This window comes from Alistipes indistinctus YIT 12060 (assembly GCF_025144995.1).
GTDB classification, from domain to species: Bacteria; Bacteroidota; Bacteroidia; order Bacteroidales; family Rikenellaceae; genus Alistipes_A; species Alistipes_A indistinctus.
Genome location: NZ_CP102250.1, coordinates 2,472,207 through 2,486,365 on the forward strand (window position 1 = coordinate 2,472,207; position 14,159 = coordinate 2,486,365).

Sequence of the window (14,159 nt, forward strand, 5' to 3'; positions counted from 1 at the left end):
TTTTTTAGGTTTTTTAAGGTTTGATACATTCTATTCCGGCAGTCGTGTTCCATACGCTCGCTCCGCAGGATTTTCTCCTGCTGGGGGGTGTTGCCGTGCTGCTTTGCTGTTCCGCGCTGGTCTCGGCTTCCGAAACCGCCTTTTTCTCGCTCTCTCCGCATCAGGCGGAGGGACTTCGCAACCGTCCCTCACGCAGCAACAGCGCGGCACTGAGACTGTTGGACAAGTCCGATTACCTGCTCTCGACGATCCTCATCGCCAATAACCTGGTCAATATCTGCATCGTGATCCTGTCGAACGCGCTGATCAATTCGTGGATCGATTTCGGCGGTGCCACGGGACTGGAATTTGCCGTGAAAATGGTGGTCGTTACTTTCCTGCTGCTGCTCTTCGGCGAGATCATGCCTAAAATTTTCGCCACCTATAACTCTCTGCGTGTCATCGGGCTGATGGCGGTGCCGCTCAGGTTTCTCTGTGCGCTGTTCCGTCCGGTATCGTACCTGCTGATCCGTTCGGGGAGTCTGATTAACCGCCGCATGGCGCAGAAAAAGGTCAATATCTCGATGGACGAGCTTTCGAATGCGATCGAGATGACTTCGGACCAGACCGTCGAGGAGAAGAAAATCCTTTCGGGTATCGTCGAGTTCGTCAATACGGAAGTAGGGGAGATCATGCGCTCGCGGGTCGAGGTGGTCGCGCTCGACGAAACGGAGGACTTCGCACGGGTCAAGGAGGTGATCATGCAGTCGGGCTATTCGCGTATTCCGGTTTACGAGGAAAACCTGGACAATGTGCGAGGCATTCTCTATGTAAAGGATGTGTTGCCTTATATTTCCGCCGCGGACGATTTCGGCTGGACGAACCTTTGCCGCAAGCCCTATTTCGTGCCGGAACACAAGAAGATCAACAGCCTGCTCGAGGAGTTCCAGACCCAGAAAATCCACATTGCCATCGTTGTCGACGAGTACGGTTCGACGCTCGGTTTGATCTCCCTGGAGGATATCCTCGAGGAGATCGTGGGCGAGATCACCGACGAGTCGGATATCGAGCAGCAGTTTTATACGAAGGTTGCCCCCAATACCTATATTTTCGACGGCAAGACGCACCTGAACGACCTGTTGAAAGTGTTGGAACTGGATGACGGATACCTCGACAACTTCCGTGGCGATGCCGAAACGGTAGCGGGGCTGATGCTCGAAATCCGCCGCGATTTCCTGCGGCAGGGCGAGGTGCTCTACTGCCGCAAGCTGACCCTGACGGCCGAAGCGGTCGACGGGCACCGGATCGACAAGGTGCGCGTGGCGCTCGGGGAGTAAGTATCCGGAGGGTGCCGGAGCCGAATGGGAGGGATTGGAAAGGCAAAAAGCGGCAGCAGAACAAGAACAAGAACAAGAACAAGAACAAGAACAACAAAACCATAATCAAACAGCTACTAAAACGATTAATCAAACCGTAATGAAAAAACTGATTTTAATTTTGATGGTGGCGGTCTTTGCCGGGCGGATTTCGGCAGCGGATCAGCCGTCGCAATTGACAGACCAGCAAAAAGCCATGATGACCGCATTCCATGCGGCGACACCCGAGGACATCCACACCTGGGCGCATGAATTGCTCAAGGACGAGTACCGCGGCCGCCGTTCGGGAGATGTCGGTTACGACAAGGCGGTGACTTATGTGATCGACCATTTCAAGAAATGGGGCCTCAAGCCGATGGGTGACAACGGCACATACGAGAACACCTTTGCGCAGCCCTACAACGACGTGCAGAGCGTGGGACACCTGAAAGCCTTTTACCTGTTGGGCAAAGATACCGTCGTGAAAGACTACCTGCCGCGCAAGGATTATTTCCCGACCGCTCTTTCCGGCAACGGCGACGTGACCGGCGAGCTGGTTTATGTGGGTTACGGCGTGACTGCGCCCGAACTCAAATACGACGATTACAAAGGTGTCGACGTGCGCGGCAAGATCGTCTTGTGCGAAGGAGGTTACCCCTATCAGGGCAAAAACCTCGATACGCTGAAGATGTGGAGCGAGCACCAGCGTGCCGGGGCCAAGATCGCTGCGGCGGCCGAGGCGGGTGCGGCCGGAGTGCTCTTCGTGTCGAAATATGCCAATCCTTTTCCCCGCCGTGCGGAGGACGACGTGGTGGTGGCTTTCATCAGCGAGGCTACGGCCAAGGAACTGATGGCCGGTACGGGACGTACGCTCGGCCAGTGGCGTGACCGTTTCAAAGCCTTCAAAGGTAAGCCCGTTTTCACCGGACGTACCGTGAGCGTGGCGGCCGATACCAAATTCTATCCCGACAATACGACGGCCAATGTCGTCGGCGTCATCGAAGGTACCGATCCGGTACTCAAGAACGAATACATCATTCTCGGTGCGCACCTCGACCACCTGGGTATGCTGCCGGAGATGTATCCCGGTGCGCTGGACAATGTTTCGGGTTCGGTGATTATGATGGCGGCGGCCAAGGCGCTCGCTACCTCGGGCGTGCAGATGAAGCGCAGCGTGATCGTCGTGCTGTTCGCCGCAGAGGAACTCGGCGTGCTCGGAGCCGGGCACTATCTCAAAAGCATGCCTTTCCCGAAAGATAAAATCACCTGCATGGTCAACATCGATATGCTGGGAAAGGGTAACGGCCTGATGGTGAATACGGCGACCGAATGGAAAGATCTGGTACCCTATTTTCGTGACGGATCGGAGAATTGGGCGCGCCGTCCTTTCTCGACGGTGATGAACGATTGGAGCTATGCGACGCGGATGTTCACCGACGGCAATGCGTTCCAGAATGAAAAGATCCCGACTATCGAGATGCGTGCGACCGGCGGTCCGTGGCCGCAGGCTTACCACGTGCCCGAAGATACGATCGACCAGCTCGATCCCGTTATTATGGCCGATGCCGCCCGGGCGCTCTGCATCGCGGTGATCAACATTGCGAATAAATAAGTCCCGGTCGGGCTTGGTTTAAACCTAAATAAACAAGGGAACCGCATCGATCGATGCGGTTCCCTTGTTGTTGTACGGTCCGGATTGTGCCGGGTTGCCTTTCGCCCGAGGCTGACTTGCCGCCGTTTCCGGTCTTGTGATTCTTATTGTCACCGCAAGTTTGTAAGGCCGGTGAAGTCTCAGGAGGAGGCTGCCTTTGTCGTTCAGTTATTTTTGTGGCTTATTTCTTCAGCCGGATGTCCTCGTATTCCACTTCGAGGCCTTTGCCATAGGTGGTCATCGCCTTGCGGCTCATGCCCATGCTCGAGAAACCGCCGTCGTGGAACAGGTTCTGCATTGTTACCTTACGCGTCAGGTCCGAGAAAAGCGTCAGCACGTAGCCGGCACAGTCGTCGGCCGAAGCGTTGCCTAGCGGGGAAACGCGTTCTGCGTAGTCGAGCAGGTCTTCCATGCCCAATACGCCCTTGCCGGCCGTGGTCGGGGTGGGCGACTGCGAGACGGTATTGATGCGTACGCACTTTTCACGGCCGTAGATGTAGCCGAAACTGCGTGCGATCGATTCGAGCAGAGCTTTCGCGTCAGCCATGTCGTTATAGCCGTAAAGCGTACGCTGCGCTGCGATGTAGGTCAGTGCGACGATCGAGCCCCAATCGTTGATCGCATCTTTTTTGCGTGCGACCTGAATGACTTTGTGGAACGAGATGGCCGAAATGTCGAGCGTTTTGGCGAGGTAGTCGTAATCGAGGTCGTCGTAGGTGCGTCCCTTGCGGACGTTGGGCGACATGCCTATCGAGTGGAGGATGAAATCGAACTTGCCTCCGAAATGTTCCATGGTTTGGTCGATCAGGTTCTCGAGGTCTTTTACGCTGGTCGCGTCGGCCGCGATCACCGGGGCGTTGCACGCCTTTGCCAGTTCGTCGATTGTGCCCATGCGGATCGAGACGGGAGTATTGGTCAGTACGATCTCGGCGCCCTCTTCCACGGCCCGTTGTGCCACTTTCCATGCGATCGACTGTTCGTTCAGTGCCCCGAAGACGAGGCCCTTTTTCCCTTTAAGAAGATTGTATGCCATATGTTTTTCTATAAATTGGTCGGGGCAAAGGTACTAAAATATCCCGGAAAGCAAACTCCGTGCCGCTATTCGGCTTATGCTGAAATGCTTATCCTGTTTGAGCCGGTGTGCTTTTTCCTGTCGGTACGGGGACTCCGGTGCGTTTTGGCGCGTTCTTTTTTAGTGGGATATGGTCCTGTAACTCCGCCCGGAGGAAAACCTGTGGCCGGGAAGAGAGACCGGTTGCAATGAAAATTACTGCCGCTGGAACAGGTAGGTGATCGTGCCGGACTGGCTCGCGGGAGCTGACGCGTCGACATTGAAGCGCGACAGGCGTGCGGCTTCCAGTGCACGTTCCGAGAGGCATTCCTCGCCGGAAGTGGAGCTCCGCACGCTGGCCGAGGTGACCTTGCCGTTGCGGTTGACGCTGATGGAAACGACCACCTGGCCGCTTCCCTCGCACTGGTAAGCGGGGACGTGCATGTAGGTAAACGTACGCCCGGCCAGCGAAAAAGAGATCAAGACGTTACCTGTGACGCGGACATCCTCCTGTTTTTTGCCCTGGTTGTCCTTGCTCCGCTTGCCGGCGTTGTGCGCGTCGATCATCGCCTGTTCTTCGCGCAGGCCGCGTTCGTAGGCTTCGCGCGAGGCGCGCATGCGCGCCGCCACGGCGTCGGCCTCGTCGGCGATATTGTCCGGGATCGGGCTGCCGTTCGAACTGCCCTGCGAGCCGCCCGAACCGGCCCCGCTGGTGCGTTCGTTCTGGCGGGAGGCTTCGTTGCGGGCGTCTTCGTTGGAAATGGCGTTATGCGCATTGCTCAGGTCGGCCTCCATTTGCCGGCGCTCTTCGGGTGTCAGCTCCTGTTTTTGCTCGGGAGGCGGGGGAACCATGTCCAGGTAGATCGTATGTTGGTCGGGCGGAGCGCCTCCTACGACCAGTTTGGTCGTGACGAAAATGATGCCGAGCACCAGATAAGCGATGATCATCACACAGAGTCCCACCTTGTGTTCGTAGGTCCATGTGCCCAGGTCGACCGGCTGCGGATCGAACGGCAAAACGATCCGGCCCCGCCTCGGATCGCGGGGCGCGGCGGGCTGTTGCTGTCCGGAGAAAGCTGCCTGAGTGGAGGTTGGACGGGGATCTGGATTCATCGCTTTGTTACAAAAGAGAAGCAAAATTACGATTTCTTTGAAAAAAAATAATACCTTTGCACCTAAATTATTTACAAAAATCATGTCGCAGAAACAACAGACATTGAACGGCCCCCTCTCTTTTCAGGGAAAAGGGCTACATACCGGGCTTAATGTACAGATGACTTTCCTGCCTGCCGAGGCGGGTAGCGGGATCCGGTTCCGCCGGACGGATTTGGAAGGGGCTCCCGAAGTGGAGGCCCTGGCCGATTACGTGGTCGACACCTCGAGGGGGACGACCATTGAGCGCAAAGGCGTGCGCGTGAGCACGATCGAGCATGTGATGGCCGCGCTGTGGTCGTGCGGCGTGGATAATGCGGTGGTAGAGGTCGATGCGCCCGAAACGCCGATTATGGACGGTTCGGCCCGCGAATATGCCGAGGCGATCGCCTCCGTAGGGCTTCAGGAGCAGGATGCCGACCGGGTGTACTACGACATCAACGAAAAGACGGTCTTTTCGATCGAGGACAAAGGGGTCGAAATCGCGGCCTATCCCGACGACAAGTTCACGGTCAATGTCAACATAGATTTCAATTCGAAAATTTTGGGCAACCAGTATGCCCGGCTCGACAACATCGAGAATTTTTCCTCGGGAATCGCCCCGTGCCGGACGTTCGTTTTCCTGCACGAGATCGAGCAGCTGTTGCAGCACAACCTGATCAAAGGCGGCGACCTGGACAATGCGATCGTGATCGTCGAGCGCGACATCACGCCCGAAGAGCTCGAACGCCTTTCGAAGCTCTGCAACAAGGCCGATATCAAGGTTACCAAAGGATACCTCAACAACCTCAAGCTGCGCTTCCCGAACGAATGCGCGCGCCACAAACTGCTCGACGTACTGGGCGATCTGGCGCTGATCGGGGTGCGTATCCGGGGCAGCATCGTGGCCAACAAACCGGGTCACTTCGCCAATACCGAGTTCGCGAAGCTGGTGCGCAAGAACATCAAGCGTGATTCGGTGCGGCCTTCCTACCGGTACAATCCCAATACGGAACCCGAATACGATATCAACCAGATCCGGTCGATGCTGCCGCACCGCCCTCCGTTCCTGTTGGTCGACAAAGTGATGCATGTCGATTCGGAACATGTGATCGGCATCAAGAACGTGACGATGAACGAACCGTTCTTCGTGGGACACTTTCCGCAGGAGCCGGTGATGCCGGGCGTGCTGATCATCGAAGCGATGGCCCAGTGCGGGGGAATCCTGGCGCTGCACGATATTCCCGATCCGGAGAACTATTCGACCTATTTCATGAAGATTGACGGCGTGAAGTTCCGCGGCAAGGTGGTTCCGGGCGACACGCTGCAGTTCGAACTGAGGCTGGTGGAACCGATCCGGCGCGGTATCGTGCTGATGGAAGCCAAGGCGTTCGTCGGCGACCAGCTCAAAACCGAGGCGCTGATGATGGCGCAGGTGGCCCGCAATAAAGCATAATAGCACAGAGTTACGAATACATTCATATATCCTTATCCGCAAGCATGATTAGCAAATTGGCTTACGTTTCCGGCAAGGCTCAGCTCGGAGCGAACGTTACCGTAGAACCTTTCGCCTATATTGCCGACGACGTAATCGTAGGCGACGGTTGCTGGATCGGCCCCGGGGCCGTATTGATGGACGGAGCCCGGTTGGGCAGGAACTGTCAGGTGCATACTGCCGCCGTGGTGGCCGGCATCCCGCAGGACCTCAAGTTCAAAGGCGAATATACGACAGCCGAAGTAGGGGACAATACGATGATCCGCGAGAGTGTGACGATCAGCCGGGGAACGGCGGCTAAAGGAAAGACCGTGGTAGGCAGCAATGTGTTGCTGATGGCTTATGTGCATGTGGGACACGATTGTGTGGTGGGCGACCGCTGCATCCTCGCCAATCGCGTATCGCTGGGCGGTGAGGTCGAGATCGACGACTGGGCGATTCTGGGCGGCCATTGCGCCGTGCACCAATTCTCGCGTATCGGCGCGCACGTGATGGTGAGCGGAGGCTCGCTCATCAGCAAGGATATCCCCCCGTTCGTGACGGCGGCGCACAATCCGCTTTCGTTCGTGGGCATCAATTCGATCGGCCTGCGCCGGCGCGACTTTACCAACGAGCAGATCGAGCAGATCCAGGAGATGTGCCGCATCTTGTTCCAATCGGGGTACTCCTACACGAAAGGGTGCGAGTTGGTCGAGAGAGAGATGCCGCAGGGTCCTGAGCGGGATATGATGCTGAGTTTTATCCGTAATTCGAAGCGCGGCATCATCAAACCGTACAATCCGCGCAAAAAAAACGAGGATATCGGCTAAATCCTTTCCGGGGCGGCTGGTATTGCTATGGGCTGCGTTCTTAATCTCCCGTGCGTGTACAGATATTTCTGCATGGTGGGGTCCGGAGTGGTTCGTTCGCCGGATGAAGAAGATCCAAACAGGTTATAAGCTTGTAATATTTCCGCTAATATTCCCGGCGATCGGACGTTCGCCGGGAATATTTTTGTTATTTTACCGGAAAAATTTGACTCATGTCCCCTGCTGCGAAAACCTACTACCCCTATCTGGATAAATTGCGGGTCTTTTTGACCTGTCTGGTTATCTTTCATCATACAGCTATTGCGTTCGGGGCTTCCGGCGGCTGGTACTATAAATCGCCCGACCTTTGGAGCGGCTGGAGCGAGAGACTGATGTCGCTGGTCATGGGGATCGATCAGTCCTATTTTATGGCCCTCTTTTTCTTTATTTCCGCCTGGTTGATGCCCGCATCGTACGAGCGGAAAGGAGCGATGGCATTTGTCAGGGACCGGCTGGTGCGGCTGGGTGTTCCTCTGCTGGTTTTTATCCTGGTGCTGAATCCTGCGTTGGTCGGTATCATTCGGTTCTATAAGGGAGTGCCGGTGGATTGGGTGCAGGTGTTCTTGCACAACCATTACCCGGGCCCGATGTGGTTCGTGCTGACGTTACTCGTTTTCGAATTGTTGTATGTCGTGTACCGCTCCTGTCGCAAAACCGTTCCGAAGATCTCCGCTGCAACTAAGTTGCCGTCCGTCCGGACGGTCGTCGCATTTATTGTGGTGATGGGATTGGTTGCGTTTGCTATCCGGTTGGTATGTCCGGCCGGGAAGAGCTGGTTCGGGTTGCAATTCGGATATTTCCCGTTGTATGTGGGCATGTTTTGTGCCGGTATCGTTGCCTGGCGCGACGGGTGGCTCGAACGGATGCAGGTGCGCAACGCCCTGGGTTGGTTCGGGCTGGCATGGGTCGCCATTGTCGCGTTTGTGGCGTTTTATTTCGTGAACCGTTCGTCCGGAGATTCCGATTCGGGAGGTTGGAACCGGATGGCTTTTGCTTATGCCATGTGGGAGCCGATTCTGTGTGTCGGGTTTTCGTATTTTCTGCTGGCAGCATTCAAACGCTGGGGGAATGAGGCCGACCGGTTCTTCCGGGCTTTGGCCGCCGATAGTTACATGACTTATGTGTTGCATCCGTTTTTCGTCGTGGGAGCCACATTCCTGGCCCAGTGCCGGGGAATGGGGCCGTGGGTAGGAGCGGCATTCGTCTGTGTCGCTGCGATCGTTACCGGATTCGGTGCCGCCCATCTGATCCGGCGGATTCCGGCCGTGCGGCGGTGGGGGTGGTGAGTGCGGCGCGGCTAACTGGACCCGTGCGGCGGACAAGGGATGTGAGCCGGGGCCGGAACTGTACAAGGTCGGCGAATCCATGGCGGGATCGGGGCGGTTCGCCAGGGACGGTTCGTAAGGGGCGTCCGGATAGAAACTCGCCTCAGGTTCGTAGGAACCGGAAAAAGTGGAATAAAATCGGGGCGGAGTATTGTTTTTTATGGGGAAATAGCTATATTTGCACCATATTCTACGCGATGGGATGGGGGACGGTAAGTCCCCCGTTTTGTTAACTATATGAAACCGAATCGATTATGATTGACGCTGTACGGATACGCGAAATCGCCGAGGCGCAGATGGACGGTACCGACCTCTTTGTGGTCGACGTACGCGTTGCGCCGGGGAACGGGATCGAAGTGGTCGTCGACAGCGATACGCAGGTGGGCATCGACCGTTGCGTCGCGCTGAGCCGGGCGATCGAGGCGTCGCTCGACCGCGAGCAGGAGGATTTCGAACTGACGGTCACTTCGGCCGGAATCGGGCAGCCGCTGAGAATGCTGCGCCAGTACCGCAAACTGATCGGCCGCGAGGTCGAAGTGGTGCTCAAGGAGGGCGGTAAGCTGGTGGCCACCCTGACCGATGCGACCGGTGAGGCGATTACGGTGGAGTACCAGGAGAAGGCGGTTGTCGAGGGTAAAAAGCGCAAGGAGCTCGTTACCCGCCGGCGCGAGTTGCCGCTCGCCGAGGTCAAATCGACCTGCGAACATCTTAGCTTTAAGTGAAAACATACAAATTCAGAATAAGTTACAGTTATGGACAACCTCAATCTGATAAGCACTTTTGCGGAGTTCAAAGAGCTTAAGAATATCGACAAGAGCACGATGATCGGTGTGTTGGAGGACGTGTTCCGCCACTTGTTGATCAAGACCTATGAGACCGACGAGAATTTCGACGTGATCATCAACCCCGAGAAAGGCGACCTCGAAATCTGGCGGAACCGCACGATCGTCGAGGACGGCGAGGTGGAGAATCCCAACCAGCAGATTTCGCTGACCGACGCCCGCAAGATCGACCCGACCTACGAGGTGGGCGAGGAGGTTGCCGACGAGATCAAACTGGCCGACTTCGGCCGGCGTTCGGTACTGTCGCTGCGCCAGAACCTCGCTTCGCGCATCATGGAGCTGGAGAAGGCCAACCTGTACGAAAAGTACAAGGACAAGGTGGGCGAAATTATCACCGGCGAGGTTTATCAGGTGTGGAAAAAAGAGGTGTTGATCCTCGACGACGAGGACAACGAACTGGTGATGCCCAAGGCCGAGCAGATCCCGAGCGATTTCTTCCGCAAGGGAGATACGATCAAGGCGATCGTTGCCCGCGTCGAAATGCGCAACAACTCGCCGCTGATCGTGCTTTCGCGTACGGCGCCCGAATTCCTCGAAAGGCTGTTCGAAATGGAGGTTCCCGAGATTTACGACGGGCTGATTACGATCAAGAAGATCGTGCGCATTCCCGGCGAGCGCGCGAAGGTGGCCGTCGAATCGTACGACGACCGCATCGATCCGGTCGGCGCCTGCGTCGGCATGAAGGGCTCGCGTATCTATTCGATCGTCAAAGAGCTGCGTAACGAAAATATCGACGTAGTGAATTATACGTCGAATTCGCAGTTGATGATCCAGCGCGCGCTGAACCCGGCCAAGGTGTCGTCGATCCAGCTCAACGAGGAGACCAAAACGGCTGCCGTTTACCTCAAACCGAGCGAAGTGTCACTCGCCATCGGTAAGGGCGGCCTGAACATTCGCCTGGCCAGCATGCTGACCGGTTACGACCTCGATGTGTACCGCGAAGTCGAGGAAGAAGACGTGGCACTCGACGATTTCTCGGATGAGATCGATCAGTGGATCATCGACCAGCTCAAAAGCATCGGTTGCGATACGGCTAAAAGCGTGCTCGAACTTTCCGTCGAGGAGCTGGCCAAGCGTACCGACCTCGAGGTGGAGACCGTCGACGAGGTGATGCGTATCCTCAAATCCGAGTTCGAATAGAGTCGGACGGGGAGACTTTGCAGGGCGCTGCGGATGGCGTGCCGCTCTGCAGTCTGTCGCACCGGGCGGCCGGAGACGGCGGCTGTGCCCATGGGAAATAGCGGGAAAGCCCTGTTTCCCACCGGATATGGACCCCGATAGGGGGCGGTTGTGCGGTATGGTGCGTGCAGAATTGAAAAATTTGAACTATTTTTACACAAAATATAGCTATCGAAGCCCTTATCGAATCCTTTAGTTAGTGATACCCGCGGGAATGATTCCCGGTCGGGGGCCCCGATGCCGGGAGGCGCCCGAGGCTCCGCAAAGCGTAACGCCGAAAAACAATAGCATATGCCAAATGTACGAAGACTGAGACTCCATCAGGTTGCAAGAGAGTTGAAAGTAGGACAGACCACGATTGTCGAATATCTCGAGAAGAAGGGGATTAAGGTGGAAAACGCCCCCAGTACGCTGATCGAGCCGCACGTCTATGAGGTGCTCGACAAGGAGTTCGGCGCCAACAAGGCCGAGACGGTCAACATCCGCGAGAAGATCAATCAGAAGCTCGAGGCGGTATCCCTCGGCAATCGCAAGGACGGCGCTCCGGCCGAGGATGACGCCGACTTCAAGAAAGAGGTGATCATCAAGAGCGGTGTGATCAGCGTGAAGGACGAGGTGGCTGCGATGAGCACCCCGAAAATATTGGGCAAGATAGACCTGTCGGGCAAGAAACCCGCTGCAGCGCCTGCCGAAGCGAAGAAACCTGAGCTTCCTTCGGAGAAGAGCGTCCCGGCGGTTGCACCCGCCGCAGAGCAGAAACCCGCTCCGGCCCCGGCCGTCAAAAGCGAACCGGTTTCGCAGCCTGCCGCCGCGGCGCCTAAAGCCCCGGCGGCGACATCCGTTGCCCCTTCGGCCGCTGCGCCTGTGTCAACCGCCGCACCAGAGGCAACAGCCGCTGCGCCTGCCGCTAAAGCTGCGCCCAAGGCCGTTGCGCCTGCGCCCGCATCCAAACCGGCTGCAGTTGCAAAACCTGCGGCACAGCCCGTGCCCGTTGTTTCGACCCGTACGGCCGATGCTGCGGCGCAGACCCAAACGTATGACGAGCGTGTGGCTGCCGACCAGACGAACCTGTTTCGCCCCAATTCGGAGGAGAACCGCTTGTCGGGACCGAAGGTGCTCGGCAAGATCGACGTGAACCTGCTTGAGAAAAAGGGGGACTTCGGCCGCCGCGAGAAACGCAAGCGCATTACCAAGGATAAGGTCGACCTGAACCAGAAACCGGCTCCGGGCGCACCGCGTACCGACGGCCGTTCCGCAGCGGGTGGTCCCGGTTCGGGCGGAGGCTCCGGCCGCGGATCGTTCCGTGATAACAACAAGAAGAGGGGGCCGAAGGGTGCTCCGAAACCCGCTCCGGTGCACACCGAAGTGAGTGAGGAAGAGGTACAGAAGCAGATCAAGGATACACTGGCCCGCCTGACTTCCAAAGGATCCAAATTCAAGACGGCCAAGCACCGCCGCGACAAGCGCGATGCGGTATCGGCCCGTATACAGGAGGAACAGGCACGCGAAGAACGCGAAAAGAGTATCCTGAAGGTAACCGAGTTCGTTACCGTCAGCGAGCTCGCCTCGATGATGGATGTCGGCGTTACCGACGTCATTACGGCCTGCATGAACCTCGGCCTGATGGTGTCGATCAACCAGCGTCTCGATGCAGAAGCATTGGTGGTGGTGGCCGAAGAGTTCGGCTATAAGATCGAATTCGTCACCGTCGATACGCAGGAGGCTATCGACACCGAAGAGGATAAACCTGAAGACCTGGTACCGCGTCCGCCGATCGTGACCGTGATGGGCCACGTCGACCACGGTAAGACTTCGTTGTTGGACAATATCCGCAAAACCAACGTGATCGCCGGCGAAGCCGGAGGTATTACGCAGCACATCGGCGCTTACAGCGTGAATGTAAACGGCCGCCGTATCACTTTCCTCGACACTCCGGGCCATGAAGCGTTTACTGCCATGCGTGCCCGCGGTGCGCAGGTGACCGACGTGGCGATCATTATCGTCGCGGCCGATGACAGCGTGATGCCGCAGACGGTCGAGGCGATCAATCACGCCGCCGCCGCCCAGGTGCCGATGGTTTTTGCGATCAATAAAATCGACAAGCCGGGGGCCAATACCGATAAAATCCGCGAGGAGCTTTCGGCGATGAATTACCTGGTCGAGGATTGGGGCGGTAAATACCAGTCGCAGGAGATTTCGGCTAAAAAAGGTATCAACCTCGACAAATTGCTCGAGAAGGTGTTGTTGGAAGCTGAGATGCTCGACCTGAAGGCGAATCCGAACCGTATGGCTCAGGGCGTCGTGATCGAGTCAACGCTTGACAAGGGGCGCGGTTATGTGGCGACGGTATTGGTGCAGAACGGTACGCTCCGCGTGGGCGACGTGATGCTTTCGGGTACCTATTCGGGCCGTGTGAAGGCGATGTTCAACGAGCGCGGTACGCGCATCACCGAGGCGCCGCCTTCGACGCCGGTGCTGGTGCTGGGTCTCAACGGCGCCCCGCAGGCGGGCGATACGTTCAACGTGATGGACGACGAACGTTCGGCGCGCGATATCGCCAACAAGCGCGAGCAGTTGCAGCGCATGCAGGGGCTCCGCACACAGAAACACATTACGCTCGACGAGATCGGGCGCCGTATTGCAATCGGCAACTTCAAGGAGCTGAATATCATCATCAAGGGCGATGTGGACGGTTCGATCGAAGCGTTGGCCGACTCGCTGATCAAACTCTCGAAAGAGGAGGTGCAGGTCAATGTAATCCACAAGGCGGTCGGTCCGATTTCCGAATCGGACGTACTGCTGGCTGCGGCGTCGAACGCCGTGATCGTCGGCTTCCAGGTGCGTCCGTCCACTTCGGCGCGCCGCCTGGCTGAGAAGGAGGAGATCGAAATACGTCTCTATTCGATCATCTATGATGCGATTAACGATATCAAGGACGCGATCGAAGGCATGCTCGCGCCGGTGATGAAAGAGGAGATCGTCTGCTCGGTGGAGGTGCTCGAAACCTTCAAGATTACGAAGGTGGGCACTGTGGCGGGCTGTATCGTGCGCGAAGGCAAGATTACGCGCAATACCCCGATCCGCGTGATCCGCGACGGCATTGTAGTCTATACCGGCAAGCTAGGTTCGCTCAAACGTTTCAAGGACGATGTCAAGGAGGTCGGCCCGAACCTGGAGTGCGGTTTGAACATCGACAACTACAACGACATTAAGGTAGGAGATATCATCGAAGGTTACGAACAGGTCGAAGTGGCCCGCAAGTAGCGCTTGCCTGACGCGGTTTCCCGCATCCCGCCGGGTATC

The 14,159-nt window shown here is 57.0% G+C and carries 10 protein-coding genes; 8 read left to right on the forward strand and 2 right to left on the reverse strand.

The genetic code is table 11. From position 1 onward, the window contains the following. Positions 1 to 20 precede the first annotated feature (20 nt). The gene (gene gldE / locus NQ495_RS10185; RefSeq protein ID WP_118060813.1) at positions 21 to 1,316 is read left to right on the forward strand and encodes a gliding motility-associated protein GldE; all 1,296 of its coding nucleotides are present in this window, start codon (positions 21 to 23) and stop codon (positions 1,314 to 1,316) included. A 139-nt stretch (positions 1,317 to 1,455) separates the two neighbouring features. After that, the gene (locus tag NQ495_RS10190) at positions 1,456 to 2,946 is read left to right on the forward strand and encodes a M28 family peptidase (RefSeq protein WP_009133149.1); all 1,491 of its coding nucleotides are present in this window, start codon (positions 1,456 to 1,458) and stop codon (positions 2,944 to 2,946) included. A 220-nt stretch (positions 2,947 to 3,166) separates the two neighbouring features. On the opposite strand, the gene NQ495_RS10195 is transcribed toward NQ495_RS10190, so the two are convergent. Both NQ495_RS10195 and NQ495_RS10200 read right to left on the reverse strand, forming a co-directional pair. Beyond that, positions 3,167 to 4,018 carry an enoyl-ACP reductase FabI gene (locus NQ495_RS10195; RefSeq protein WP_009133150.1) on the reverse strand — a complete coding sequence of 284 codons (852 nt, stop codon included), beginning with the start codon at positions 4,016 to 4,018 and terminating at the stop codon, positions 3,167 to 3,169. A 234-nt stretch (positions 4,019 to 4,252) separates the two neighbouring features. After that, positions 4,253 to 5,149, reverse strand: coding sequence for an energy transducer TonB family protein (locus NQ495_RS10200; protein WP_161988861.1), 897 nt, complete (start codon positions 5,147 to 5,149; stop codon positions 4,253 to 4,255). A gap of 82 nt (positions 5,150 to 5,231) precedes the next feature. Here NQ495_RS10200 and NQ495_RS10205 point away from each other — a divergent pair, with 82 nt between their 5' ends. The 6 genes from NQ495_RS10205 (at position 5,232) to infB (ending at position 14,120) form a co-directional block, all read left to right on the forward strand. After that, entirely contained in the window at positions 5,232 to 6,623 is a 1,392-nt protein-coding gene (locus tag NQ495_RS10205; RefSeq protein WP_009133152.1) for a bifunctional UDP-3-O-[3-hydroxymyristoyl] N-acetylglucosamine deacetylase/3-hydroxyacyl-ACP dehydratase, read from the forward strand. A gap of 44 nt (positions 6,624 to 6,667) precedes the next feature. Next, the gene (gene lpxA, locus NQ495_RS10210) at positions 6,668 to 7,471 is read left to right on the forward strand and encodes an acyl-ACP--UDP-N-acetylglucosamine O-acyltransferase (protein ID WP_009133153.1); all 804 of its coding nucleotides are present in this window, start codon (positions 6,668 to 6,670) and stop codon (positions 7,469 to 7,471) included. A 212-nt stretch (positions 7,472 to 7,683) separates the two neighbouring features. Further along, a complete protein-coding gene (locus NQ495_RS10215; RefSeq protein WP_009133154.1) occupies positions 7,684 to 8,796 on the forward strand; it encodes an acyltransferase family protein in 1,113 nt (370 codons plus the stop codon). Positions 8,797 to 9,089: 293 nt separating this feature from the next. Beyond that, complete coding sequence (rimP, locus tag NQ495_RS10220; RefSeq protein WP_009133155.1) at positions 9,090 to 9,557, forward strand: ribosome assembly cofactor RimP; 468 nt, start codon at positions 9,090 to 9,092, stop codon at positions 9,555 to 9,557. Between the two features lie 30 nt (positions 9,558 to 9,587). Further along, complete coding sequence (gene nusA / locus NQ495_RS10225; protein WP_009133156.1) at positions 9,588 to 10,817, forward strand: transcription termination factor NusA; 1,230 nt, start codon at positions 9,588 to 9,590, stop codon at positions 10,815 to 10,817. Between the two features lie 330 nt (positions 10,818 to 11,147). After that, positions 11,148 to 14,120, forward strand: coding sequence for a translation initiation factor IF-2 (gene infB, locus NQ495_RS10230; RefSeq protein ID WP_009133157.1), 2,973 nt, complete (start codon positions 11,148 to 11,150; stop codon positions 14,118 to 14,120). Positions 14,121 to 14,159: the final 39 nt, after the last annotated feature.